The 24177-nt window shown below is 66.4% G+C and carries 20 protein-coding genes and 1 pseudogene; 6 read left to right on the plus strand and 15 right to left on the minus strand.

What is annotated here, in order from left to right:
• Positions 1-481 (plus strand): annotated as a pseudogene (locus ACTS1Z_RS05230) (phosphoheptose isomerase); the annotation flags it as partial.
• A gap of 8 nt (positions 482-489) precedes the next feature.
• Here ACTS1Z_RS05230 and ACTS1Z_RS05235 read toward each other — a convergent pair.
• From ACTS1Z_RS05235 to ACTS1Z_RS05245, 3 genes are all read right to left on the minus strand, one after another.
• On the minus strand, positions 490-1119 hold the full coding sequence (locus ACTS1Z_RS05235; protein WP_442623391.1) for a hypothetical protein: 630 nt from the start codon (positions 1117-1119) through the stop codon (positions 490-492).
• 66 nt (positions 1120-1185) lie between these two features.
• Positions 1186-1968, minus strand: coding sequence for an NUDIX hydrolase (locus ACTS1Z_RS05240; protein ID WP_442623392.1), 783 nt, complete (start codon positions 1966-1968; stop codon positions 1186-1188).
• 67 nt (positions 1969-2035) lie between these two features.
• Positions 2036-2815 (minus strand): M15 family metallopeptidase, encoded by a 780-nt coding sequence (locus ACTS1Z_RS05245; protein WP_442623393.1) that lies wholly within the window; start codon positions 2813-2815, stop codon positions 2036-2038.
• Positions 2816-2957: 142 nt separating this feature from the next.
• Between ACTS1Z_RS05245 and ACTS1Z_RS05250 the strand changes: the two genes are divergently transcribed.
• A complete protein-coding gene (locus ACTS1Z_RS05250; protein ID WP_442623394.1) occupies positions 2958-3263 on the plus strand; it encodes a chorismate mutase in 306 nt (101 codons plus the stop codon).
• Positions 3264-3310: 47 nt separating this feature from the next.
• On the plus strand, positions 3311-3721 hold the full coding sequence (locus tag ACTS1Z_RS05255; RefSeq protein WP_442623395.1) for a thiol-disulfide oxidoreductase DCC family protein: 411 nt from the start codon (positions 3311-3313) through the stop codon (positions 3719-3721).
• Here the strand turns inward: ACTS1Z_RS05255 and ACTS1Z_RS05260 are convergent.
• The 4 genes from ACTS1Z_RS05260 to ACTS1Z_RS05275 all read right to left on the minus strand — a co-directional run bounded on the left by ACTS1Z_RS05260 (position 3702) and on the right by ACTS1Z_RS05275 (position 7473).
• A complete protein-coding gene (locus tag ACTS1Z_RS05260; protein ID WP_442623396.1) occupies positions 3702-4946 on the minus strand; it encodes an FAD-dependent oxidoreductase in 1245 nt (414 codons plus the stop codon). The genes ACTS1Z_RS05255 and ACTS1Z_RS05260 overlap by 20 nt on opposite strands.
• An 11-nt stretch (positions 4947-4957) precedes the next feature.
• Positions 4958-6307 carry a sensor histidine kinase gene (locus ACTS1Z_RS05265; RefSeq protein ID WP_442623447.1) on the minus strand — a complete coding sequence of 450 codons (1350 nt, stop codon included), beginning with the start codon at positions 6305-6307 and terminating at the stop codon, positions 4958-4960.
• 200 nt (positions 6308-6507) lie between these two features.
• The gene (locus tag ACTS1Z_RS05270; RefSeq protein ID WP_442623397.1) at positions 6508-7185 is read right to left on the minus strand and encodes a response regulator; all 678 of its coding nucleotides are present in this window, start codon (positions 7183-7185) and stop codon (positions 6508-6510) included.
• Positions 7186-7191: 6 nt separating this feature from the next.
• A complete protein-coding gene (locus ACTS1Z_RS05275; protein ID WP_442623398.1) occupies positions 7192-7473 on the minus strand; it encodes a PepSY domain-containing protein in 282 nt (93 codons plus the stop codon).
• A 195-nt stretch (positions 7474-7668) separates the two neighbouring features.
• Between ACTS1Z_RS05275 and ACTS1Z_RS05280 the strand changes: the two genes are divergently transcribed.
• Positions 7669-9258, plus strand: coding sequence for an amidohydrolase family protein (locus ACTS1Z_RS05280; RefSeq protein ID WP_442623399.1), 1590 nt, complete (start codon positions 7669-7671; stop codon positions 9256-9258).
• 142 nt (positions 9259-9400) lie between these two features.
• On the opposite strand, the gene ACTS1Z_RS05285 is transcribed toward ACTS1Z_RS05280, so the two are convergent.
• Positions 9401-10384 carry a DUF6607 family protein gene (locus tag ACTS1Z_RS05285; RefSeq protein WP_442623400.1) on the minus strand — a complete coding sequence of 328 codons (984 nt, stop codon included), beginning with the start codon at positions 10382-10384 and terminating at the stop codon, positions 9401-9403.
• A gap of 26 nt (positions 10385-10410) precedes the next feature.
• Positions 10411-12636, minus strand: a complete 2226-nt coding sequence (locus ACTS1Z_RS05290) for a TonB-dependent hemoglobin/transferrin/lactoferrin family receptor (protein ID WP_442623401.1) — start codon at positions 12634-12636, stop codon at positions 10411-10413.
• A 198-nt stretch (positions 12637-12834) separates the two neighbouring features.
• Between ACTS1Z_RS05290 and ACTS1Z_RS05295 the strand changes: the two genes are divergently transcribed.
• A complete protein-coding gene (locus tag ACTS1Z_RS05295) occupies positions 12835-14187 on the plus strand; it encodes a cytochrome P450 (protein WP_442623402.1) in 1353 nt (450 codons plus the stop codon).
• A 43-nt stretch (positions 14188-14230) separates the two neighbouring features.
• Positions 14231-16024 (plus strand): ABC-F family ATP-binding cassette domain-containing protein, encoded by a 1794-nt coding sequence (locus ACTS1Z_RS05300; protein ID WP_442623403.1) that lies wholly within the window; start codon positions 14231-14233, stop codon positions 16022-16024.
• Here ACTS1Z_RS05300 and ACTS1Z_RS05305 read toward each other — a convergent pair.
• From ACTS1Z_RS05305 to prsK, 6 genes are read right to left on the minus strand one after another with little or no spacing between them, the layout of a single operon-like run.
• Positions 16021-16599 carry a glutathione transferase GstA gene (locus tag ACTS1Z_RS05305; RefSeq protein ID WP_442623404.1) on the minus strand — a complete coding sequence of 193 codons (579 nt, stop codon included), beginning with the start codon at positions 16597-16599 and terminating at the stop codon, positions 16021-16023. The genes ACTS1Z_RS05300 and ACTS1Z_RS05305 overlap by 4 nt on opposite strands.
• Before the next feature lie 52 nt (positions 16600-16651).
• On the minus strand, positions 16652-17863 hold the full coding sequence (locus ACTS1Z_RS05310; RefSeq protein WP_442623405.1) for a serine hydrolase domain-containing protein: 1212 nt from the start codon (positions 17861-17863) through the stop codon (positions 16652-16654).
• Between the two features lie 12 nt (positions 17864-17875).
• A complete protein-coding gene (locus ACTS1Z_RS05315) occupies positions 17876-18712 on the minus strand; it encodes an ATP-binding protein (RefSeq protein ID WP_442623406.1) in 837 nt (278 codons plus the stop codon).
• Positions 18713-18749: 37 nt separating this feature from the next.
• Positions 18750-20744, minus strand: coding sequence for a tetratricopeptide repeat protein (locus tag ACTS1Z_RS05320; RefSeq protein WP_442623407.1), 1995 nt, complete (start codon positions 20742-20744; stop codon positions 18750-18752).
• Positions 20741-22099 (minus strand): PEP-CTERM-box response regulator transcription factor, encoded by a 1359-nt coding sequence (prsR, locus tag ACTS1Z_RS05325; protein WP_442623408.1) that lies wholly within the window; start codon positions 22097-22099, stop codon positions 20741-20743. Before prsR ends, ACTS1Z_RS05320 begins: the two co-directional genes overlap by 4 nt.
• Positions 22099-24177 carry an XrtA/PEP-CTERM system histidine kinase PrsK gene (prsK, locus tag ACTS1Z_RS05330; RefSeq protein WP_442623409.1) on the minus strand — a complete coding sequence of 693 codons (2079 nt, stop codon included), beginning with the start codon at positions 24175-24177 and terminating at the stop codon, positions 22099-22101. The genes prsR and prsK overlap by 1 nt, the downstream gene beginning before the upstream one ends.

A 24177-nucleotide genomic window follows, 5' to 3' on the forward strand; every position in this document is an offset into this window, starting at 1 on the left:
GTCGGTCGAAGCGCTGCTCGACTGGAAGCCGGTGGCGCCGGGCGACGTCTTCTACCTGCCAGCGGGCACGGTGCACGCGATCGGCGCGGGCGTGACGCTGCTCGAAATTCAGCAGAATATCGATCTCACCTACCGGCTCTACGACTACGGCCGGCCGCGGGAGCTGCATCTCGACGATGCGGTGGCGGTGGCGCGCGCCGAACCCTGGGTCGCGCCCGCCGCGCCGGGCGCGGTTGCCCCGGGCCGCGATATCATCGCGGCGGGCCGCAAGTTCGTGATCGAGCGCTGGACGGGCGCGGCGCAGCGGACGCTGGCGGCCTCGGCGGACCGGCCGCGCTGGCTGATCCCGCTGGAAGGCGAAGGAACGATCGGCGGCGCGGCGCTCGAACCGGGCACCGTCTGGCTCGCCGATGCCGATACCGATCTCGATTATTCGGGAACGCTGTTCGTCGCCTATCCGGGCGGCGCGGTCGCCGACTGAGCGGCGCGTCAGTAGCGCGGATCGATGAGTGCGCGCACCTGATCGCGCAAAGCTTCGGGCACGGCCGTGCCGATGAGCGGTTCGGCCGCTTCGCGGTCGCGGATCGCGAGGCTGCGGGCGAGCTGGTTGTCGAGCCCGAGCGCGCGTAGCTGCGCATAGCTGTTGGCCGTCGCCTCGAGACTGTTGTGCACGGGCGTCTGCGCCTGGATCAGCCGGTCCTGCGGCGAACCGCAGACGAAATCGACGATGGCCTGGTCGCCCCCGCCACCCGCGCGGTCGAAGGCGAACAGCGGCGTTTCGGCATTTTGCGGCAGCTCCATCAGCGCGCCGTCCGGGCCCGTGGCATGGGTCAGCCGGCCGCGCACGATGCCCTGATCGCATTCCGGGCTGGCCGACATCCGCGCTCTGCCCGCCAATGCACCCTCCTGATAATAGAAGAAGCTGAGCGGCCAGACGCCGGTTCCGGCCAGTGCCGGATCATAGGATGCGAAGGCCGATCCGGCCTCGTCGGCATAGACGAGATAGGTGCCGCGCGGCATGTCCGCCGGTCCGATCGCGCCTTCCGCGCTGTCCTGCGCGGCGGCGGGCAGCGCGGTGCCGATGAGCAGCAGCGCGGACAGGAACGGGATCGGTCGCATATCACTCTCCGGGAAAATCGTATCTAATGGCGTCTTCTATCGTGCGCCTGAACCGCGCGTGAAGCTCTATCCGCGGACCATCCGCGTCACCTTTTCGGCCGTCACCGGATAGCCGGCGTCGTCGGGAATGCAGAGGAATTTCTCGCCGTCCCGATCCTCGACCCAGGGCGTGATCATCTTCACCTCATGCGCTTCGGCATGCACGCGCGTCTCTTCGTAGCTCTCCAGGCGGGCGAGCCGCTCGAGATTGCGATGCGTCGGGAAGATGATCGAACAGTGCCCCGCTTCGGCCTCGTCGATCACCTGTTGCGCGCGCGCCCAACGGCTCGACACGCTTTCGCCGCCATCGGCCTTGTTCTTCGCGAGCGCCGGGGCCTTGGCGACGAAGAACCAGGTATCGAAACTCCGCTCCTGCTTGAAATTCGGCATCCAGCGCGCCCAGGGCGTCAGCAGGTCGAGATCGAGCCGCCAGCCGCCGCTCGCCAGCATCGCGCCGAAATCGCTTTCCTCGTGCAGCGCCTCGCGCAACTGCACCGTCGCGCCGTGATCGGGCAGCGGATCGAAGGCAACGGCAATGCCCGTCTCTTCCAGCGTTTCGCGGATCGCCGCGATGCGGGCTGCGGCCTGCAGCGGATCGCCGGGCGCGCCGCGCACGATCGCGTCATTTTCGGCGATCGCATGGTCGCCGGGATCGATGCGCCCCCCGGGAAACACCATCGCGCCGCCCGCAAAAGCCATTTTGCGCGCGCGCTCGACCATCAGCACGTCCGGCGCGCCATTATCGGAATCGCGGACGAGGATGAGCGTGGCGGCTGGAATACCGGGATTTGTGTTCGTTTCGAAGTCCATGCGCCCGTGCCTACACATTCGCATGCGGCTGTGCCAGCGCTATGGGACGTGACGGGCGAGCCCTTTCTTAGAGCCGCGCCGCCTGGACATGCATCCAGTCGAAATTGCGTTCGCGGCCGAGACTGATCCAGCCCTCTTCCTCCCAGATATCGAGAAAGCGCGCATAGGCGGGCCGCGCCATGCGCGCCCGGTCACGGCCCCAGCGCAGCGCATTGTGCGCGGGATCGAAATCGATCGCGATGCCCCAGCTATGCATCGACATCGCCTTCCCGCCGCGCATCCGGCGGACGTTGAGACAGCCGCCGAAAAGGTCGAGGCCGAGCGCGCGCAACTTCTCTTCGCCGTAGTGATCGCGGATGCGTGCAAAGGCGCGCGCGGCGCTGTCATGCGCTTTTTCGTGAATCGAAAAGCGGCGGATGATCGTGTCCGTGTCCCAGGCGAGCCGCATGGCGAAAGGCAGATCGAGCACGGTCTGATGTTCGCCCGGCGCGCCGTAGAAAGCGCGCACGTCTTTCTGCCGGGGGAAAAGATCGGGCTGGTGCGCTACATTGACGGGCGCGGGTTCGACGGCGCGGCTTCTGTCCTGCCAGCGCTCCAGCGCGATCCGCGTCTGCGGGCCGGCCAGGCCGTCGATCGGCCCGGTTTCGATGCCCGCCTCAGCCATGATCGTCTGTTCGAGCGCAATGCGGCAGCGCGGATCGATCCACGGGGCGATGGCATGGCCGCGCGCGATGAGGGCGTTTCGCGTGGCCCCGCGCGAGGCATCGCCATACAGGCCGTCGATCCGCCCCGTATAGAAGCCGCCATCGGCCAATGTGCGTTGTACGGTGCGGTCGTCGATCATCATGCGATTCCCTTGAATAACCAAATAGGTTATTCAAGATTTCCTAAAATATCCAATTATGCAAGCGGGTGTGCCGGACTGGCGCGACTGTGCTTGCATCGGCGCGCGCTTGTCGCGAGAAGGTGGCGGTAGCAGGAGCCTTGGCATGACCGACGACCCCCTCGCCCATTGGCGCGACCAGATCGACGATATCGACGGCCAGATGGTCGCTTTGCTCGCCAAGCGTTTCAAGATCACGACCGAGGTCGGCAAATGGAAGGCCGAGAACGCGGTGCCGCCCGTCGATCCCGACCGCGAACGGCGGCAGGTCGAGCGGCTACAGATGCTGGCGTCCGAGACCGGGCTCAGCCCCGATTTCCTCGAACGGTTCCTGCGCATCATCATCGACGAGGTCGTCTCGCACCATCGCAAGATCCGCGACGAGGATTTCGACGCCCCTTCGCCGCTCTAGCGCCGGTGACGCCGCCGAACACTCATAGCTGGCGCGGCGATCCAGCCGTGCCCGATTTCGATGACAGCCACCCCCTGATCGTCTTCGATGGCGATTGCGTCCTCTGCTCGCGCTCGATGCGGCTGATCCTGCGGCTCGACAGCGAACGGCGCTTCCGTTTGACGCCGGCCCAGGGCGAAATCGGGCAGGCACTCTATCGCCATCTCGGCCTGCCGACCGATAGTTTCGAAACCTATCTGCTTATCGCCGATGGCCGGATCTATCAGCGCTCGACCGCTATCGCCGAGATCGCCCGGCGTCTCGGCTGGCCGTGGAAGGCCGGCGCGGCCCTACGCATCGTCCCCCGCCCGATCCGCGACGCGCTCTACAACCTCGTCGCCCGCCACCGCTACCGCCTGTTCGGCCGCAAGGCGGCGTGCGGCATCGCCGATCCGGCGCTTAAGGAACGGATGCTGTGACCCGTTCGGCGGTGAAGGTTTGCTCTCCGTCCAGCGCCATCGGCCGGAGCGGCCAGCCTATGCCGCCGGAGACGATCGCGGCGACGAGAGTGCGGGCGGGCCAGAGGCCGGCGAACCAGTGGACCAGCTGGTCGCGGACGAACGGGCGGATGCCGTCGCCGGCCTGGTAGAGCGGGGTGAAGACGCGGCTCAGCGCCTGATAGATCTGGATATGGTTGGTGCGCAGCCAGGCATAATGGGCGAGTGTATCGGCGATATCGCTGTGCTGCTGAAAGGCTGAGGCGAGACCGGCGGCGTCCAGCAGCGCCATGTTCGCGCCCTGGCCGAGCTGCGGGCTCGTCGAGTGCCAGGCATCGCCGAGATGCGCGAACCGCGCCGATACCGGACGGCGGACGGTGCGATGCGCATAATGGGCGAACACCATGCCGCGCGTGTCGGCGATCTGGTCGAGCAGCGGCACGGTCTCCGGCCAGAGTGCGAGGACTTCATCGCGCCACGGGTCGACGCCGCGCGCGTGCAGCGCCTCGACCGCGTCGGCGCGGACGCTCCAGAAGAATGCCGCGCCGTCGGTGCCCGTCGCCGGGCTCACGCCGATCGGCATCACGCCGACCATTTCATGGGCGCGCCGATAGCGCTGGTCGAGTGCATCATCGAGAAAACCGGTGCCGTTCGGCCAGTCGAGCGTCGCCCACAAGGCGCCATAGGCGAGATCATGGCCGGACGGCGGCGCGAGCGGTGTGCGGGCGCCCAGCGCGTCGATCAGGCAGTCGAAGCGGGCCGATGATGTGCTGTCCGCAAAGCCGAATCGCCCGCCGCACGCCTCGATCTCGACCGCTGTCACGGTCCGTCCCGTCTCGATCGCGATCCCTGCCGCGCGCACGGCATCGTAAAGCGTGTCGAACAGCAGCGCGCGGTGCACGCCATAGGCGCAGGCATCATCGCCCAGCGCCCCATAGCGCACATCGAGCGCACGCTTGCCCGATGGCACCGAAACGCCTTTGAGGAAATCGATCCGCGCGCCCTTCTCACGGATCGGCGCGGCGAGGCTGAGCGCCTCGAGCACCGCCTGCCCGCTCGGCTGGATCAGCAGGCCCGAGCCGACAGGCTGCGGCTCTTCGAACCGTTCGAACAGCGTGACGCGATGGCCGAGCCGGTGCAGGAACAGCGCCGCCGCCAACCCGCCCGGCCCGCACCCGGCGATCGCGATATCATGTGCAGCCCCCACCCCGCCGACAATCAGACGGGCGCGTGCGGCGCGCTCTCGGCCGCGGGCAGGCTCAGTCGCACGAGCAGGCCGCCCAGATCCTCGCTCTCTTCGAGCGTCGCGCTGCCGCCGTAAATCTCCGCCACGTCGCTGACGATGGCGAGGCCGAGGCCGGTACCGGGCTTGTTGGTGTCGAGCCGCGCGCCGCGGCCGAAGATTGCCGCGCGCTCGGCCTCGGGAATGCCGGGCCCGTCATCCTCAACAAGAATGTCAACGAAATCGGGCACGGACTCGGCCTGGCGCGCGCGCTTCTCGACCGTCACGAACACGCGCCCGCCGCCATATTTCGCGGCATTCTCGATCAGATTGCCGAGGAGTTCGTCGAGATCCTGCCGTTCGACGGCGACGACGGCGTCCTGCACGCCCGCGATATCGATCGTGACGTTGGCGTGCAGATGGCGCACGGCGCGCTCGACGGACTGCAGCGCCTGCCAGACGGGGCTGCGCGACTGGCCCGCGCCGCGCCGCCCTACGGCCCGGGCGCGCGCCAGATGGTGGTCGACTTGCCGCCGCATGATGCGCGCCTCGCGCATCACCGTGTCGGGCAGGTCCGGGTCGCCGGTTTCGGCTTCGTTCTGGATCACGGTCAGCGGCGTCTTCAGCGCATGGGCGAGATTGCCCGCGTGGCGGCGCGCCTCTTCGGCCTGGCGTTCATTATGGTCGAGCAGATTGTTGAGTTCGGCGACGAGCGGCTCGATCTCGCGCGGCAGTGTCTCGTCGACCCGTGCCTGCCGCCCGGTGCGGACATCCGTGATCGCCTCGCGCACGCGGCGCAGCGGCCACAGGCCATAGGTTGCCTGAAGCGCGGCCAGCGCAATCAGGCCGAGGCCGAGCAGCGCGAAGGATCGGACGAGCGTGCGCCGCAATTCGGCGATCTGCTCGTCCAGCACGGCGCGCGAGGAGGCGACCTGGAAGCGGAACGGCGTATCGCTCTCCGGCAGGATCGCATCGCGCTCCAGGATGCGCAGCGGCCCTTCCGCCCAGTCATCCTCGTTATAGCTGTGAATCTCGAAATCCTGATGGGGCTCGCCGACCGGCAGCGCGCGGTCCCAGAGCGAGCGCGAGCGGAACGGTTCGCGCCCGCCGCCCGAGACCTGCCAGTAGAAACCCGAATAGGGTTCGAGGAAACGCTGGTCGGCCGGCTGACGGATGAAGCGGACCTCGCCGTCCTGGTCGAGCTCCGCCGAGACGATCATGGCGGAGAGCACATATTCGAGCCGCGCGTCGAAATTGCGGGTAAAGGCTTGGCTCAGTACCCGGTCGAGCGCGAAGCCGCCGATCGCGAGCAGCACGACGATCCACAGCGACGCGATGCCGATCATGCGCCGGGTCAGCGAACCGCCCTTGCGCGCCGCGTCCAGGCTCGCGCCCGCTTTTCGCAGATGTTTCGTCGGCTGGTCCAAAGGCGTTTCCGTCCTCCTAAACACCGTTAGGGCTGAGCCTGTCGAAGCCCTGCCCTTTTTCTTGCACCGGTGAAAGTGAAGGACAGCCCTTCGACAAGCTCAGGGCCAACGGGGTTATCTCACTCCGTCCGCCGCTCGCTTGGATCCTCCAGGCTATACCCCAGCCCGCGGATCGTCGTGATGACTTCTGCGCCGAGCTTCTTGCGGATGCGCGTCACGAACACTTCGATGGTGTTCGAATCCCGGTCGAAATCCTGATCGTAGATATGCTCGATCAATTCGGTGCGGCTGACCACCTTGCCCTTGTGATGCATGAGATAGCTCAAGAGCTTGTACTCCTGCGCGGTCAGCTTCACCGGCTCGCCGTCCAGCGTCACCTTGCCTGAACGCGTGTCGAGACGGACATCGCCGGCGACGAGCTCGCTCGACGCGTTTCCGCTCGCGCGGCGGATGAGCGCGCGCAGCCGGGCGATCAACTCTTCGGTCTGGAACGGCTTGGCGAGATAATCGTCGGCCCCGGCATCGAGCCCCGCGACCTTGTCCGACCATGAGTCCCGCGCCGTGAGCACGAGCACCGGGATCGTGATGTCTTCCTTGCGCCAGCGGTCGAGGACCGTCAGCCCGTCGATTTCGGGCAGGCCGAGATCGAGCACGATCGCGTCATAGCTTTCGGTGCTTCCGAGAAAATGCCCATCCTCGCCATCGGTTGCGAGATCGACGGCATAGCCCGCGCCTTCGAGCGTCGCGCGGAGCTGCCGCCCGAGCGTCGGTTCGTCTTCGACAATCAGTACGCGCATGGTTGTTTACCTATCGCTTCGGTTCCGTATCCGGCCCGATCTGGCATCCACCTCTACGCGAATGACCTGACCGTCCCGCATGAACGTCATGCGATAGGTGTTGCTGCGTTCAAAATAAATAGGGTTGCCCAGATAGTCATAGCCGCGCATCTGCGTCACGACGCGGCGCTCGATAACCCGCAGGGGCATAACGCGGCCCTCCTGGCGGTTCTGGAAGACCATGTCCTGCTCGCTGCGCTGCTGGGCGAGCGCCGGCGCGGGCGCAGCGATCATCGCCGCGACGAGCATCACAGCGACTATGGGCGCAAAAGCAAGACGGATTCCCATTGCCATGCTGGCTGACATAGATCGGGGGCATTGAACAACTGGTGAATATCCGCAGCGGCTCCGGTTCAGGAAAAACTGTTGCAACTATGCAGCATCGCGCGCTTTGAAAGCGTCGGAGGGCGGTCTAGGACCGGCATTGTGTAACAGGGGCGTCATATGAACAAACTCTTTTCGGCAGTGGCAGGGGCGGCGGCCCTCCTCATGGCGAGCGCGATTCTCCCGCCTGACAGCCCGGCACAGAACGGGCCCAGCATGGAGCGGGTGCCGGACCGCGTGGCCGGCGAGGGCGTTGGGCCGTTCGGCCGGATGCTGATCCGCGGCGCGACCCTGATTGACGGCAGCGGCGCGCCGCCCGAAGGCCCGGTCGACATCCTCGTCGCGGGGAACCGGATCGAGGCCATCTATCGCGGCGACGCCCGGGCGCGCTCGCCGCAATCGGTCGACCATGTGATCGAGGCCGAGGGCATGTATGTGCTGCCCGGCTTCGTCGATACGCACGGCCATAATGGCGACCCGTCCAAGGCGCCCAATGCGTCATACGGCTACCGGCTCTGGCTCGCGCATGGCGTGACGACCGTGCGCGGCGTACCCATCTATTCCGGCCCCAACAATATGGCGATCAGCGACCGGGCGCGCAGCCGGGCCAATACGATCGTCGCGCCGCGCATATACGCCTATGCGGTGTTCGGCGACGAATGGTCGGGCGGCGCGGTCGACAGCCCGGCCCAGGCCCGCGCCTGGGTCCGCTGGGCGGCGGGGCGCGGCTATGACGGCGTCAAATTCTTCAACCAGGAGCCGCCGGCGATCCTCGAAGCCGCACTCGACGAAGCCGAGGCGCATAGTCTCGGCACGGTCGCGCATCTCGGCCAGCGCGGCGTGGCGGAGGTCAATGCGGCGCGCGCTTTGGAGTTCGGCCTGTCCGGGATCACGCATTTCTACGGCCATTTCGAATCGTTGCTCGCCGATGGGGCGGTCGTCCGCTACCCGACCGATTACAACTATCTCGACGAGCAATCGCGTTTTTCGGAAGTCGCGCGGCTGGCCGAGCAGATCGTCGAGCCGGGCAGTGACGAATGGAACGCCTATCTCGATCTGCTGCTCGAAAACGATGTCACGCTGAGCCCGACCTTCAACATCTATGTCGCCTCGCGCGACGTGATGCGCGCGCGGACGCTCGAATGGCATGAGCGGTACACGCTGCCGTCGCTATGGAATTTCTTCCAGCCGAGCCTCACCAATCACGGCTCCTATTATCACGACTGGTCGACGGCCGACGAGGTGGCCTGGCGCGATTTCTACCGGCCCTGGATGCAGCTTACCAACGAGTTCAAGAATCGCGGCGGGCGCGTCACGGTCGGCTCGGACCCCGGCTATATCTACCAGACATGGGGCTTCGCCTATATCGGCGAGCTGGAGATGCTGCAGGAGGCAGGTTTCACGCCGCTCGAGGTGATCCAGGCGGCGACGATCAACGGCGCGCGCGAGATCTACGCGCCGCGGGGCGAGGAGCCGCCCTTCGGCATCGTCCGCTCCGGGATGCTCGCCGATCTCGTCATCGTGCCCGAAAACCCGCTTGAGAATCTGAAGGTACTCTATGGCACCGGGCATTTGCGGTTGAACCGCGAGACCAACCAGCTCGAACGCGTCGGCGGCGTCCGCTGGACGATCAAGGACGGCATTGTCTACGACGCGCCCGCGCTGCTGGAGAGCGTCGCCCGCATGGTCGAGGCGCAGCGCGCGAACTAGACAAAAGAGGGGCGCTTCGCGGGACCACGATCCGCGAAGCGCCCCATAAAGGCCGGTCATTTTCCCGGGAGTGCCGGAAAAGGGGGAAACCGGCCCCGCACCGCCCGTTTGAGGAATGGCGGTGCGATTCTACCGTTTGGGCTTAATCGCCAGCGCCTCCGAGGATCAGCGCGCGCGCCTCGGCGATCGCCTCGTCCACATCCTGGTCGCCGGCATTGATCGCTTCGGCAAGGCCGTAGAGCGTAGCGGCATGCGTGTTGCCCATATTGGGCTCCTCGGTCAGCGTGATGCCGTTATCCGCGCGGATCGCCTCGTCCCAGGCCTGGCGCACGGCGGCCCAATAGGTTTCGGTATTCGCCCAATAGGCGTCGGCGGGCGCGGGATCGTAATCCTCGGTCACCGAATAGGTGTTGAGTACGATTTCCTGAACGACGGGGAAGGTCTCGCCATTTTCCTCGCCCATTTTGAGGTTATCCTGCCAGTGGATCCAGCCGACCGGGGCGGGCGAATGGCGATTGATCGCCAGATAGCGGTCGTACATGGGATCGCGGATCGCATCGCGCCGGGCAAGCGGGCGCCAGCTCCAGTTCGATTCCCAGCGCGGCACGCCGCCTTCGGTCGTCCAATGCCCGATCCCGCCGTAACGTGGCGAATCGTCGACCTGCCAGACGGTCTGCGACCAAATGCCCTCGCGCTCCGCTTCGGGGACCGCGACGAGATCCCAGCGGCCATTGCCGGCATAGGAAAGATAATCGGCCGGCTCATAGGTCCAGTCCTGCCGCCAATGCTTGACGACCATCGGATTGTCTTCACTGCCGACGATCAACAGATGCTGGAGCACGATATGATCGCCGCTGTCCTCGAGCACGCGCACGCTCTCGAAGCCGCCGGACATCTTCTCCTCGAGCGGCGTGTAATCGGCGCGCCAGCTTGTCGTCTCGCGCATGTCGAACCGGACGCGATAGTCGCCGGCCATACCGAGGATCGCTGCGCGCGCCGCTTCGAAATCGACGCGTTCCTCAGCGCTCATTGCGGCCGGGTTCGTCTCCGCGGCGGCGGGCGCGAGCGGCGCGATGGCGATCATGGCGCCCGCCATCAGCGCGGTGGAAAAACGGGATAGTGTCATGGTCATTCCCCTTGGTCGGTTCGTGGTCAAAAACGGGCACTCAGCGAGACACGCACATTGCGGCCCGGCTGGGTGAAGGCGTCGAGATCGGGGGCGTCGACGGTCAGGCCGCGCGTGTCCGCCCACCAGGCATATTTGGTGTCGAAAATGTTGAAGAGTCCGGCGCGCAGCGTGAACGCGTCACTGATCCGCCAGAAAGCGGTGACGTCGAACACGGTGAAGCTGTCGGGCCGGAAACATTCGGCCGTGCAGACGCCGGTCGTGTCGTCCAGATCCTTGCGCGCGGCGAAGGTCATGATCGCCTGGCCGCCGAACCGGTCGCCCGGATCGCGCCAGCCCGCGCCGAGCACGATTTCGAGCGGGTTGATCGTCGAGAGCGGGGCGGATGAGCCGTCCGGCTGGATCACGTTGCCGGTCGCCCACGCGAAGCTCGCATCGACATCGAAACCGCCCGGGAAATCGAAAGACGCGCGGCCCTCGATGCCCTCGATATCGACGCTTTCGAGATTGACGAACTGGAAGACACCGGGGTCGCCGGGCCGGAACGTGCCGGACACGACTTCCTGGCTGATGAAATCGTCATAGCGGCCGATGAAGCCGGTCAGCGAGCCGGTGAAGATATCGCCGACATAGCGTACGCCGCCTTCCCAGGTCTCGCTGGTTTCGGGATCGAGATCGGGATTGGGGAGCGAAGTATAGCCGAAGATGAAATTCTCGAAGAACTGGTTGACCTGGCTCGGCTCCGGCGCGCGGAAGCCCTGCGCATAATTGGCATAGAGGCTGAAGCCCGATCCCATATCGACGACCGCGCCGATTCTGGGCGTCACGCGCGAACCGTCCTGCCCGGCGGGCGCGAAGGTCGGCAGCAGCGGATCGTCTTGCGGATCGAGATCGTAGAAATCGAAGCGCAGCGCCGGGAAGAGCGAGACCGGGCCGAACGTCATCCGGTTGCCGATGAACAGGCCGCCGAGCATGAAATCGGTTTCGGGGAAGGCCGCGCTCGGGAAAGTCTCGCCGATCGGCGGTACGTCGCCGTCGCGCAGGCCGGTCTGGTTGGTGAAGGAGATATCGCCGCCGAACACGATGCTGTGCTCGATCGCGCCCGTCGTGAAACCGGCGCTTGCCTCGGCATTGGCGCCATAGACGCGGTTGTCGAACGTGTTGATGCGAAAGCGGTCGGGCGGGTTGGTCGGGCCGCTGCGGTCCTCGTCGGCGAACTGGCGGTTGTCTGCGTCCTGCCAGTAAAGTGCGATCCGCGCGGAATCGATGACGCCGCCATGGTCCGGCCCGGGATCGTAGCGCCAGTCGAGGCTGAAGCGCAGCCGCTCGATCGTATCGCGCGAGAGCAGCTGGTCGGTCGATGCGCCGGTGAAGGGCGACGTGACCTGTGCGCTCAGGATGTTGCCCGAAACCCGGCTGTCGAGCCATTCGCCGGTCAGCCGGATGCGATGATCGGAATGCGGGGCATAGACGATCTTGCCGAGCAGCGCGTCCGAGCGCGTGTCCTGCGGATTGGGCAGGGTGCGGGTTTCGCCGACGCCGCCGACATCGCCCTCATTGTCGAGCTCCTCGCCGTCGCGGCGCGTATAGGCGATCATCGCCGACCAGTCGCCCGAACGCGCGGCCAGGATCGCGGTTTCGGAGAATTCGTCGCTCGCTGAATCATAAGTCGCGCGCAACGCGCCGGTGACGTCGCCGCGCCCGGCGAGCAGGTCCTCGGGATCGGAGGTCACGAAGCTCACCACGCCGGCAAGGCCGTCCGATCCGTACAGCGCCGAGCCCGGGCCACGTAGCACTTCGAGCGACTTGACCAAGCCGATATCGACATAATCGCCGCGCCCGGCCGCCTGCGCGCCGAAGGTGAAACCGTTGGGCGCGCGGATGCCGTCCACCTGAATGAGCACGCGATTGCCGCCGATCCCGCGAATATTGATATCGGCATTGCCGTCGCGCCCGGTCGAGCCGAGCACGCCGCCGAAACGGGCCGGGGCGCGGCGGACGGTGACGCCCGGTTCGAAGCGCAGCACGTCGCGGATATCGGTTGCGAGCAGATCGGCGATTTCCTCGTCATCGACGACCGATACGGTGACCGGGACTTCGCTGGTCAACAGCGGCTGGCGCGTCGCGGTGACGGTGATGACGGGCCGGCTGTCGATGCTTGCTGCCATGGTGCCGCTGTCCGCGGCCCGCGCCGCGCCGCCACACAAGGCCGCCACCATGGCCGCGGACGAAAGCGATACGATACGGTTCACCCAATTCCCCCTGCAAGGCATTAACTGCTAATGCGAGTGATTCGCAATATTAGTTAGATCGGACTTTCGGGACGGTCAACGCTTAATCGTCGTTCCGCCGAAAATTCATGCGCCTGTGCGGAGAGACAGGCTTGAGGCGGCTGCGCGCGCCAATTAAGCTTTTGGCATGTCTTGCCAATTCTCCGCCGCGCTATCGGGATGACGGACAGCGCGTTCATCCCGCCCCATCCGCCGCGCACGGCGGAAGCGGTGCCGATCTGGCGGGGCTTTTTCGGCGAGCGCGCGCGTAACTCGGTCTATGGCTGGTCGCAAAAGGCGTTCGAGATCGATCATATCCGGCGGCAGGTCTTCCGCTTCACCGTCCATATCCCGCTCGATCCCGATTCCGTGCAGCGGGTGCTGCAGAGCAACGCCACCAATTATGCGAAACCCGATATCGTCAAGAAGCTGATCGCGCCGATGATCGGTCGGGGGCTGCTATCGTCCGACGGCGAGCTGTGGCGCAAGCAACGGCGGATCGTCGCGGCGAGTTTCACGCCGGGCGCGGTCGAAACGGTCGCGCCGATCTTCGGCGCCGTTGCGGAGAGCCACGCGGCGGGGTGGCGCGACGGCGATACCGGCGACATGGCCGCCGAAGCGACCGCGACGACGATGACGATCATCGCCGATACGCTGTTCAGCGGCGATGCGCGCCTCAAGACCCCCGAAGCGATGCGCAATATCGCCGCCTCGCTCAAGGCCGGCGGCGAGGTGCGTTTGACCGCGATCCTCGGCCTGCCGCCGCTCCCATGGAACAAGACGATGCGCGAGGGGCAGCGCGCGCAGAAGGCGTTGCGGCGCACCCTGGCCGATGTCGTGCGCGATCGCTTTCCCGATGGCGGCGATGACTTTCTCGGGCAACTAATCCGCGACTTGATCGATCAGTTCGGGCGCGAGGACGCTTTGCCGCTGGCCGTGGACAATGCGGCGACCTTTTATCTGGCCGGGCATGAAACCACGGCCAATGCCGTGACTTGGACGCTCTACACGCTTTCGGCCCAGCCCGAGCTGCAGGAGCAGGTGGCAGAGGAAGTGCGGGCGGCGCTCGCCGAGGACGACGCGGCGACGCTGGCGGACCGGGTGCCTTTGCTCCGCCGCGTGCTCGACGAGACGCTGCGTTTGTACCCACCCGTCCCGCGGTTCGACCGCCAGGCGATTGCTGAAGACGAATTGAGCGGCACCACGGTCGAGCCCGGCGATATCATATCGATCTGGCCTTGGGTGCTGCATCGCCACAAGGCGCTGTGGGCCGATCCGGACATGTTCGATGCCGATCGCTTCCTGCCGGAGGCGAAGGCCGAGCAGCACCGTTTCCAATATATACCCTTCGGCGCTGGGCCGCGCATCTGCGTCGGCATGCGCTTCTCGATTGTCGAGGCGCTTACGATCCTTGCGCACTGGCTCGCGGCCTGGCGGTTCGCATCCGCGCCCGGCCATACGGTCCGCCCCGTCGGCACGGTGACGCTGAAGCCGGAAAACGGCCTGCCTCTGGTTCGGCGCCGGCGGGATTGATCGCGGGCTGGCGGTTCGCCGCCGCGCCGCCTACATGCGCCCGATGGCCGCGCCGCTCCTCACCTACGAAAATCTCGGGCTCAATCAGGGCACGGGCTGGCTGTTTCGCGGCATCGACATCCATATCGGCGCGCGCGACCGGCTGGCGCTGATCGGCCGTAACGGCACGGGCAAGACGACGCTGTTCCGCCTGCTCGCCGATCAGATCGAGGCCGATGAGGGACGGCGGACGATCCAGCCGGGGACCAATGTCGTGCTGCTCGAGCAGGATCCGGACATGGCGGGGTACGACACGCTCAAGGACTGGACGCTTGCCGGCGATGATGCGCCCGCGCCCCATGAAGTGGACGCCATCGCCGGGCAACTCGGCATCGATCTTTCCATCGATCCCGACACGGCCTCGGGCGGCGAACGACGCCGCGCGGCGATCTCTCGCGCGCTGGCGCAGGACCCGGATATCCTGCTGCTCGACGAGCCGACCAACCATCTCGACCTGACGGCCATCGACTGGCTCGAAGACTGGCTGGGCCGCTTCAAAGGCGCGTTCATCGCGATTAGCCATGACCGAACGTTCCTCAGGCGCCTCACCCGCGCGACGCTATGGCTGGATCGCGGCACTCTCCGCCGCGCCGAAATCGGGTTCGGCGGCTACGATGCCTGGGTCGAGAAAATCTATGCCGAGGAAGCGAAGGCCGCCGAGCGGATGGACGCCAAGCTCAAGATCGAGATGCACTGGTTGCATCGCGGCGTCACGGCACGGCGCAAGCGCAATCAGGGGCGGCTGTCGAAGCTCTACGAGATGCGCGCACAGCGCGAACAGATGCTGGCGCCGACCGGCGTCGCCAAGCTTGCGGTCGAGAGCGACGAGGTGAAAACGAAGAGCATTATCGACGCGCGGCATGTGTCGAAAAGCTACGACGACCGCACGATCATAGACGATTTCACCTTCAAGGTGCAGCGCGGCGACCGGATCGGCATTGTCGGCGCGAACGGTGCGGGCAAGACGACGCTGCTCAAACTCCTGACCGGCGAGATCGAGCCCGATGCGGGGCGGATCAAGCGCGCCAAGACGCTCGACGCCGTGATCATCGACCAGCAGCGCGTGCTGATGGAGCCGGACAAGCGCGTCCGCGATGTGCTCAGTGAGGGCAGCGACTGGATCGATGTGCGCGGCACGCCGAAGCGGATCGAGGCCTATTTGAAGGATTTCCTGTTCGATTCGAGCCTTACCGACGCACGGATCGGCACCTTTTCGGGCGGGGAGAAGTCGCGGCTGTTGCTCGCGCGCGAATTCGCGAAAATCTCCAACCTGCTCGTACTCGACGAGCCGACCAACGATCTCGACATGGAAACGCTGGATCTCCTGCAGGAGGTGATCGCCGACTATGAGGGCACGGTGCTGATCGTCAGCCATGACCGCGATTTTCTCGACCGCACGGTCACGGTGACACTCGGCCTCGATGGTTCGGGAAAGGTCGATATCGTCGCGGGCGGCTATGCCGACTGGGAACGCAAGCGCAAACCGGCTCCCGAAAAGCAAAGCAACGGGTCCAAGTCGAAAGCGAAGGCGCCACCTCCCCCGCCGCCATCGAAGCCGACCAAGCTCAGCTATAAGGACCAGCGCGACTTCGACCGGCTGCCGGGCGAAATCGAGAAGATCGACGCGGCGATCGCGAAGGCCGAAGCCGCGCTCGCCGATCCCGATCTCTACCAGCGCGACCACGACCGCTTCCACGCGCTCACGCAAGAGATCGAGGACGCTCGCGCGACGCGCGAAGCGTATGAGAAGCGCTGGCTGGAGGTCGCCGAAATGGCCGAAGCGCTGGAAGCGAGCTAGCCGAGCCCTTCGGCCGCCATTGCCTTTTGCACGCTCTCCCGCGCGAGATTGCGGTCGCGGAAATCGGCGATCCAGTCCGGCGTTTCGACATTCATCTTGCGCGCCCAGAGCGTCGTCACGAACAGATAATTGTCCGCGACGGTTGGACGGTCGGCGACCAGCCAGTCGTCGCGGTCGAGAATGTCTACGGCGAGCCGGTATTTCTGCGCGGCCTTGTCCCGCGCTGCGGCCTGGGCGTCCGCATCGGCGCCGCCGAACAGCGGACCATAGGCGCCGTGAATCTCCGAGCCGATATAGCCGATCCACTCGATCATCTTGTACCAGGCACGGCCCTCCGGCGCCGCGCCGACATGCCGCGCGATATAGGCGAGGACGGCGGGGTTTTCGGTGAGCATGCCGTCCGGCGTTTCGATCACGGGGACGTAACCGCGCTTGCTGATCGCGTAGAAATCGTCGCCATGCTCGGTTTCATGCGTCGAGAGATCGACGCGCACCGCCTCGAAATCGCCGCCGCTTTCGATGAGCGCGATATGGCTGGCGAGGCTGCAGGCGCCGGGGCTGTAATAGAGTTTCATTGGGGAGGCTCTCCTTTTCGCTGGGTCGGTGCGTCCGAGACAGGCGCCCGGTCTAGCGTATCCACGCGCCCGATGCGTTCGAACGATAGCCCAGTATCTCATAGGCCCGGTCGATCAGGCTCTGGCCCCGATCGTTGAGCATGATGCCAGGGCCCATCTGGTTCATCGTATAGCTGAAGGCGACGCCGCATTCGGGATCGGCGAACCCGATCGATCCGCCCGCGCCGACATGGCCGAAGGCGCGCTCGCCGATGATCGCGCTCATCTGCTCGCCGCCCGGATAGGCGCGATTGTCCATCGATTTCATGAAACCCGAAGCAAAACGCGTGCGGCTGAGCAAGGTCGCGTCGATGCCCGTCGCGACCGAGCAGCGCTCCATGATCGCGAGCTGGTCGGCGGACACGAGCGTGACCCCGTTATGCGATCCGCCATTGGCGAGCGGCGTGTACATCGCGACCTGCCCGCGCGCATTAGCGATGCCGCCGCCGCCGCCGATCTCTGCGCGATGCCCGTCGGCGTCGTTGGGGCTCCAGCCGCCTGTGTTGAGAAAGCTCAACGCCTGGAGCGAGTTCGGTTCGGTAAGCAGTTTGACGGTAAAGGGGATCGGCGTTTCCTGCCCCGTCGGCTGGTAGAGCCGGATCGGCGCGATGGGGTGGGGAAAATCCTCGGGAATGCCGATCCAGAAATCCGCGCCCAGCGGCTCGGCGACCTCCTCGCGGAAGAACTGGCCAAGCCCCTTGCCCGAGGCCCGCCGCACCAGCTCGCCGACCGTCCAGCCGAAATTGACCATATGATAGCCGGCAGTGACGCCCGGTTCGAACCAGGCTTCTTCCTGTTCCATCCGCGAAATCATGTAATCCCAGTCGAGAAAGCCGCCCGGCTTCACCGGCTCGCGCAGCGCGGGCACGGCGCTTTGATGGTTGAGCATCATCTGGACGGTGACGCTTTCCTTCCCCTTTTGCGCGAATTCCGGCCAGTAATCGGCGACGGGCCGGTGCAGCTCGAGCTGGCCGCGGTCGATCAGCATGTGCGCGCATAACGCGACAGCCGCCTTGGTGCAGGAAAAGACGATAGAGACGGTATCCTCGCCCCAGTCCGTGCCGGCGTCCGGGTCCGCCGATCCGCCCCACAGATCGACCAGCGTCTCGCCCTCTACGCTCAGGCAGACCGACGCGCCGACCTCGCCGCGCTCGGCGAAATTACGTTCGAATTCCTCGCGCAGGGCGGCGAATTTGGGGTCGGCGGTACCGTCGACTTGGGTCATGCTGTGTCCTTCTCAGTCAATGTTCTTCGCGTCGGTCAGTGAGCGCCCCGCGCGGCCGGCCAGTTCGACGATATATTGCCAGGCGACGCGGCCCGAGCGGCTGCCTCTCCGGGTTGCCCAGCCGATTGCGTCCGCCGCGTCGTATTCGAGATCGAAATGGGCCGCATAAGCTTCGATCATCGCCAGATAGTCGGTTTGGCTGGCGGCGTGGAAGCCGAGGCTCAGGCCGAACCGGTCGGAAAGGGCCAGGCTGTCGTCGCGCGCGTCGCGCGGGTTCACCGGATCGTCCTGCTCGGCCATCGAGCGCGGGACGATATGGCGGCGGTTGGAGGTGACGTAGAGCCGCATATTGGCGGGCCGCGCTTCGGCTCCGCCTTCGAGCAGCGAGCGCAGGGCCCGGGCCGCCGCGGCATCGCCGTCGAAACCGATATCGTCGATAAACAGGATGAAGGCGCGCGGTACCGGCGCGAGCAGCGCGAACAGGTCCGGCAACGTATCGAGCGCGTCGGTCGCGACCTCGACCAATGCGATATTTTCTCCGTCCGCCTGCAGCGCGGCCAGCGCGCTCTTGGCAAGCATCGATTTGCCCGAACCGCGCGCGCCCCATAGTAGGATATCGTGCGCCGCCGCGCCTTGCGCGAGCCGCCGGCTATTCTCGAGCACCGCCCCTTTCTGCGCATCGATCCCGGTCAGCAGGTCGAGCGGCAGCGGCGCGAAATGCTGTGCCGGATGTAGCGCCGCGCCGTGCCAGACATAGGCGGGATGCGCCCGCGGATCGGCGGGCGCGCTGGGCGGCGGCGCGATCCGGTCCAGCGCATCGGCGATGCGGGAAAGGGCGTCTTCGGTCATGCGGCGCTTGTAGCCGCCGAAGCGCGTTTCGCGCCAGCTATGTTTGGCCGGCGCGCGCCGCGGCGAGCCTCTCCGCGATCTGCGGATCGTCCGGCGCCAGGCTCTGCGCCTTTTCGAGCATCGCGACGCCCAGCGCCGGATCGCTGCCGCCATCGGCGAGGATCCAGCCGTAAATTTCGCTCGTCGAGGCGTTCATGGGGAGCAGCAGATAGGCGCGGCGGGCCAGCGCAAGCGCACGGTCCGCATCGCCCATTTCGTATCGCGCCCAGGCTAGATTGGCGAGCAAGGCCGCGTCGCGGTCGCCGAGCCGCAGGCGCAGCTGCTCAAGGATCGCGGCCGCCTGCGGCCAGCGTCCCGCCTGCAGGTTGAGCTGAGCCGAGATCATCGCGGTCGCGATGTTGCGCGGGTTCTGCTGGCGGAAGAGGCTGAGCACGCGCAGCGCCTCTTCGGGCTGGCCGACGCGCTGCAGCGCTTCGTACATGCCGAGCGCCGCGCGTTCGGAGAAGCGGATATTGGCGGCGCTCGCATAGGCTGCTGCCGCATCGCCATAGCGGCCGACAGCACCGAGCGCGTCGCCATAGACGAGATGCGCGTCCGGCGCGCCAAGATTGGCGTTGCGCAGGGCTTCGGCGCGGGCGAGTGCGTCGCCGGTGCGGCCGAGCGCGAGATAGGCGCGGATCAGCTCGACCTCGGCCCGAGCCCCACCTTGCAGCGCGTCGCGCTCGATCAGGGCGAGCGCGGCTGCGTCCTCGGGCGGCGCGCCCAAAGGCGCCAAACCGTCGCGCGCCGGACGCGCGGCGCGAGTCAGATAGGGGGCGGCGCGCGTGAAGTCTCCTTCGCGTTCCCAGGCACGGCCGACCAGCGTGAGCACGAGGCTATCGGCGTCGGGGCGATCGGCGAGCGGGCCCAGCGCGGCGATCGTGGCCCGCATGTCGCCGGCATGGAATTTCGCCGCGCCGAGCAGGCGGATCGCCGTGCGGTTGGCGGGCTGGAATTCGAGCAATCGTTCGAGCCGCCGGATCGCCGCCTCGTAATTCCGCTCGCCATAATCGATCGCGGCCTGGAGCAGGATCATGGACGGCTGGCCGTCGATCCGGCCGCCGGTCTGTACGACGATCCGCCGGGCGAGGGCGAAGTTGCGCGCCCGGGCCGCTAGCACGGCCTGCAGATAGAGTGCCTGCGGATTGCCCGAATCGAGCCGCAGCACCGCGCGTGTGGCCGCCAGCATGTCCTGCATCCGGCCGATCTCGCCGAGCGTCGCCGCGCGTTCGAGCAGGGCCGGGATATGCCGATCGTCGATCGCGAGCGCGCGATCGAACCAGGCGAGGCTGGCGACCAGCCCATATTGATCGCGGACCATCCGGCCCTTGAGGATCAGCGCGTCGATATCAGTGGGATCGAAGGTCAGCGCCTCGTTCACGGCCTCGATGGCGCCTGCCTGCTCGCCCGTCGCCAGGCGGAAGCGCGCGATATCGAGCCACAGTCCGGCGCTCTCCGGATCATCCTCGATCGCCATGTCGAAGGCTTCGGCGGCGGCCTGAGTCTGGCCCAACATCTGGAAAGCGCGGCCGCGTATGCGCACGGCCTCGCTGAAAAATTCGGGATCGATCCGGACATTTTCGGTTTCGGCGAGCGCAGCTTCCGGTTCGCCGGATATAAGCATCGCTTCGGCCATCAGATGCCGGGTGTGGGACGGGGCGATGCCGGCATCGCGCGCCCGTTCGACCGTCGCGCGCGCGCCCGTCCCGTCGCCGAGCGCGAGCTGGCTGCGCGCAAGCAGGCGCCATGCGGCCTCATCCTCCGGCGCATGATCGACGGCGTTCATCGCCTCCACGCGCGCCGCGCGATGATTGCCGCTCGCCTCGAAGGCTTCGGCGCGGGCAAACGCGCCCGCCGGATCATTGCCGCGCATCGCGACGAAAGCGACCAGCGCGAGCACAACGGCCACGCCGCCCGCCAGCCAGATCGCTGTGCGCAACGGGATGGTCGGCAGGCGGGGCCGCGAGGAGCGTTTGCGCCGCCGCCGGCTCATGGGCTCAGATCATATTGTTTGAGCAGGTCGTAGAGCGTCGGGCGGCTGATCCCGAGCAGTTTCGCGGCCTGCGAGATATTGTTCTCGGCCCGCGACAGGGCAAGGCGGATCGCCTTGCGGTCGGCGATTTCGCGCGCGGCCTTGAGGTTCAGCGGTTCGCTCTCGCCGCTTTCCTCGAAATCGAGATCGGCGGCGGTGACGAGCTTGCCGTCGGCCATGATCGCGGCGCGCTTCACCCGGTTTTCGAGTTCGCGGACATTGCCCGGCCAGTCCCACGCTTCGATCGCGGCCAGCGCTTCGGGCGTGAAGCCCTTGACGCTCGCATTCATCTCGCCCGCATATTTGCGCAGGAAATGCCGCGCGAGCAGGGTCGGGTCGCCGGGCCGTTCGGCAAGTGCGGGTATCGTCACGACGATCTCGGCCAGCCGGTAATAGAGATCGTCGCGAAAGCTCTTCTCCGCGATCATCGTATCGAGATCCTGATGCGTCGCGCAGACGATACGCACATCGACGGGGATCGGCTTGCGCCCGCCGATCCGCTCGACGACCCGTTCCTGCAGGAAGCGCAGCAATTTGACCTGGAGCGGCAGCGGGATATCGCCGACCTCGTCGAGTAATAGCGTCCCGCCCTCGGCGAGTTCGATCTTGCCCTCGGTGGTCTTCACCGCGCCGGTGAAGGCGCCCTTTTCATAGCCGAACAGCTCGGCCTCGAGCAGGTTTTCCGGGATCGCCGCGCAGTTGATCGCGACGAACGGCTTGTCGGCGCGCGGGCTTTCATCGTGCAGGCCGCGCGCGAGCAGTTCCTTGCCCGTGCCCGATGCGCCGAGCAGCATCACCGAGACATTGGCCGAGGCGACGCGCTCGATCGTCCGCGCGACCTTGAGCATGTCCGGCGCGGCGGTGATCATGCCGCCGAGCACGGTTTCGTCGCCGCCGCCCTGGCTCGCCAGCCGTTCATTCTCGCGCTCGATGGCGTGGAGTTGGAACGCGCGGGCGACGATCAGGCCGAGCTCGTCGATATCGACCGGCTTCTGGTAGAAATCATAGGCCCCGCTTGAGATCGCCCGGAGCGCGCTTTCCCGCGCGCCATGGCCCGAAGCGATGATGACCTTCGTATCGGGCTTCAATGTCTGGATCGCATCGAGCGTCGCGAAACCTTCGCTCGTGCCATCAGGATCGGGCGGCAGGCCGAGATCTAGCGTCACCACCGCCGGTTCATGCTGCCGCAGCATATCGATTGCCGTCTCGCGGTCGCCTGCGATCACCACCTCATAATCTTCATAGGCCCAGCGCAACTGTCGCTGCAGCCCTTCATCGTCCTCGATGATCAGGAGTACAGGTTTGGTGTCGGCCATCAGGCGATCTCCCGATCGGTTTCGCATGCCGCCGCGGCGGGCAGGGTGATGGTGAAGCGCGTGCCCTCGCCCTTGCGGCTGTCGACCTCGATGCGGCCGCCCATTTCCGCGACGAGCGAACGGGCCTCGAACGCGCCGATGCCGAAGCCGCCGGTCTTGGAGGAGTGGAAGGGTTCGAACAGCTTTTCGCGCACGAATTCGGGGTCCATGCCCGCGCCGTTATCCTCGACCGCGATCCACGCTTCCGTCTCGTCGCCGCCGACCACGAGCCAGATCGGCGTGTCGGCCGGGCTCGCGTCGATCGCGTTCTGCACCATGTGGATGAGCGCGGTTTCGAGGCGGACCGGATCGGCCATGGCCTCGCATTCCGGCCCGCCGACGATGCGAACGGGATGTGCTTGGCCCTTTTGTGCGGCGATCCGTTCGGCCATCTTGCGCAAGCCGACCGCGCGGGGCGCCTCACTGCGGGCCCGGTCCTTGGGCGCGAGGCGGGCGAGCAGGTCGTTCATTTTGCCCACCGAATCCTGCAGCGTCGCGACCATATCGGCGCGAAACTCGGGATTGTCAGCATGGCGCTCGGCATTGCGCGCGACGAGGCTGAGCTGGCTGACCAGATTCTTGATATCGTGCAGGATGAAGGCGAAGCGGCGATTGAATTCGTCGAAGCGCCGCGCTTCGGCGAGCGCGTCCTGGCTGCGTGCTTCGGCGAGATAGCTCGCGGCCTGCCGGCCGGCGATGCGCAACAGGTCGAGATCTTCCCAATCGAGCGTGCGGTCGACCTTGGGGCGCTTGAGCAGCACCGCGCCGGCTAGCCTGTCGCGGTGGATAAGCGGCGCGAGCGCCCATGCGTCCGGTTCGTCGATCATCCAGCGCGGGACGAGCGTCGCGATCTCGTCGGGATCGCCGTGATCGCCGCGGCGCAGCGGATCGAGCTCGACGATATGGCCGCTCGCCGCGAGCCAGCGTCCGAGCGCGCCGTCCGCGGTCGGCGCGGCGCTGTCGAGCCCGTCCCAATTCCAGCGCGCGCCCGGCCGTAGGCGGTTGTCATCTTGCGCCGCGAGCAAAAGACCGCCCTGCGCCTCGGTGATCTCGCCGAGCGCCTGCACGACGCGCGCGTCGAGCGGATCGGAACCGGTGCCCGGCCGCGCCAGCGTGTGGTTGAAGCGGATCCATTCGGCCCGGTAATCGTAGCGATGTTCGAAGAGGTGCTTGGCAACCTTGACGCGCAGCCAGCCGCGTACCCGCTGCGAGGGGAGCAGAACGATCGCACCGGCCGAGAACAGAAAGACGAGGGCGACCTGCACGAGGACCGCGCTGTTGCCGGCGACCATGTCGATGATCCGTGTCGCCAGGAACATGGCGAGGAAATAGCCGGCGATCGCGATCAGCGAGAGCGAGCGGAAGGTTACCTTGCGCGACAGTTTGAGCTTGGAATCGGTATTGCGGCGCGCGGCGAGCAGGAAGGTCGGCACCAGACCGATCATCAGCGCGCCGCGCAGCGCGAGCAGCTCGATCGCCGGACGTCCGGTCAGCCAGGCGAAGGTGTAGAGATTGAGGTCGTAGACCCACATCGCGGCAATCGCGATCATCGTCAGGCGAATCCCCCAGCGCGTTTCGGGCGTGGCGGCGGAATAGAGCGCATGCACCAGCAGCAGCGCGCCGATCGTGAAACACAGATCGAGGATCACCGTGCTTTGCGATGCGAAGGCCTGTAACGCGGCGCTGTCGGGCAACAGGCTCAGCATGCCGTTGGCGAGCATCTGCATGAGCGCGACGGCGAACAGCGCGACGTAGATCAGCCCGACGAACGGCCGTCTGTCCTCACCGAGTCCTTGCCGCAGCAGGACGAACATGAAGGTCAGGAAGCCGAGGTTGCGCACCGTCTCGCCAAGGCTCGCCATGACAGAGCCGGGTCCATAGACGGCCGCGAGCGCCGCCCAGACCGCGGTTAGCAGGAAGGCGATGCCGAGGATCGCCTTTCCGGACCGGCGTTCGCGGTCGGCAAGCTGCCAGATGGCGATCGCTGCGAACAACATGGCCGCGATCGCATGGCCCCAGATGCCGGCGGTCTCGATCAT

The sequence above is a fragment of the Parasphingopyxis sp. genome, assembly GCF_052168295.1.
Lineage (GTDB): Bacteria > Pseudomonadota > Alphaproteobacteria > Sphingomonadales > Sphingomonadaceae > Parasphingopyxis.

Coding starts and splice junctions, on each gene's coding strand:
- ACTS1Z_RS05235 (WP_442623391.1), bottom strand. CDS start 1,119: ATGCGACCGATCCCGTTCCTGTCCGCGCTGCTGCTCATCGGCACCGCG.
- ACTS1Z_RS05240 (WP_442623392.1), bottom strand. CDS start 1,968: ATGGACTTCGAAACGAACACAAATCCCGGTATTCCAGCCGCCACGCTC.
- ACTS1Z_RS05245 (WP_442623393.1), bottom strand. CDS start 2,815: ATGATGATCGACGACCGCACCGTACAACGCACATTGGCCGATGGCGGC.
- ACTS1Z_RS05250 (WP_442623394.1), top strand. CDS start 2,958: ATGACCGACGACCCCCTCGCCCATTGGCGCGACCAGATCGACGATATC.
- ACTS1Z_RS05265 (WP_442623447.1), bottom strand. CDS start 6,307: ATGATCGGCATCGCGTCGCTGTGGATCGTCGTGCTGCTCGCGATCGGC.
- ACTS1Z_RS05270 (WP_442623397.1), bottom strand. CDS start 7,185: ATGCGCGTACTGATTGTCGAAGACGAACCGACGCTCGGGCGGCAGCTC.
- ACTS1Z_RS05275 (WP_442623398.1), bottom strand. CDS start 7,473: ATGCTCGTCGCGGCGATGATCGCTGCGCCCGCGCCGGCGCTCGCCCAG.
- ACTS1Z_RS05280 (WP_442623399.1), top strand. CDS start 7,669: ATGAACAAACTCTTTTCGGCAGTGGCAGGGGCGGCGGCCCTCCTCATG.
- ACTS1Z_RS05285 (WP_442623400.1), bottom strand. CDS start 10,384: ATGACACTATCCCGTTTTTCCACCGCGCTGATGGCGGGCGCCATGATC.
- ACTS1Z_RS05295 (WP_442623402.1), top strand. CDS start 12,835: ATGACGGACAGCGCGTTCATCCCGCCCCATCCGCCGCGCACGGCGGAA.
- ACTS1Z_RS05300 (WP_442623403.1), top strand. CDS start 14,231: ATGGCCGCGCCGCTCCTCACCTACGAAAATCTCGGGCTCAATCAGGGC.
- ACTS1Z_RS05305 (WP_442623404.1), bottom strand. CDS start 16,599: ATGAAACTCTATTACAGCCCCGGCGCCTGCAGCCTCGCCAGCCATATC.
- ACTS1Z_RS05310 (WP_442623405.1), bottom strand. CDS start 17,863: ATGACCCAAGTCGACGGTACCGCCGACCCCAAATTCGCCGCCCTGCGC.
- ACTS1Z_RS05315 (WP_442623406.1), bottom strand. CDS start 18,712: ATGACCGAAGACGCCCTTTCCCGCATCGCCGATGCGCTGGACCGGATC.
- ACTS1Z_RS05320 (WP_442623407.1), bottom strand. CDS start 20,744: ATGAGCCGGCGGCGGCGCAAACGCTCCTCGCGGCCCCGCCTGCCGACC.
- prsR (WP_442623408.1), bottom strand. CDS start 22,099: ATGGCCGACACCAAACCTGTACTCCTGATCATCGAGGACGATGAAGGG.
- prsK (WP_442623409.1), bottom strand. CDS start 24,177: ATGATCGAGACCGCCGGCATCTGGGGCCATGCGATCGCGGCCATGTTG.